Origin of the sequence: Sutterella massiliensis (genome assembly GCF_016899755.1) — a bacterium.
Lineage (GTDB): Bacteria > Pseudomonadota > Gammaproteobacteria > Burkholderiales > Burkholderiaceae_F > Sutterella > Sutterella massiliensis.
The window spans coordinates 1-451 of the sequence record NZ_JACJJC010000287.1 but is presented as its reverse complement, the minus strand read 5'-3'; the positions used below and the strand labels follow the sequence as shown (position 1 = coordinate 451).

At 50.6% G+C, this 451-nt stretch carries 1 protein-coding gene; it reads left to right on the top strand.

All coding sequences use genetic code 11. From position 1 onward, the window contains the following. Nucleotides 1-303 (top strand): hypothetical protein (locus H6A60_RS12595; protein WP_205105166.1); only part of this gene is annotated, 303 nt, incomplete at its 5' end. Nucleotides 304-451 lie beyond the last annotated feature (148 nt).

Below are 451 nucleotides of genomic sequence, written 5' to 3'. Positions count from 1 at the left end.
ACATTGCTGCACATGGAAGCGTCCGCCCTCACGTTGTTTACCGATGATTTACGGTCTGATTGGCAAATCGATATGGATGCGATTGCCGCTGCTCGGACAAGACGTATCGGCGGCAATGCAGTCGATTTCATGAACTCCGTGAAGACGAAGAAGCAAAACAAACGAGTGAACACCAGCTTGACGCTTGAGAATGGCGCTTGCGGAAATGCGCTTTGTTCGTTCCTTTGGAGCGACGGGAGCTCTCAATTCGTTTCAGGCTGCACTCCAAAAGGCTCCTTAAATCAAGACGGTGGCACAATTTGATCACCGTTTCGAAGTCGCTGCAGCTAGGCGTTCCCTGACCGTAATCACAAAAAAGGCCGTCGATCAAAGGATGCTCTTGAGATTGCATCCTCGCCGTCCAAATAAGGCTTTACGGCGCAGCAGGTAAAAGATTCTGCAACCTCACGTC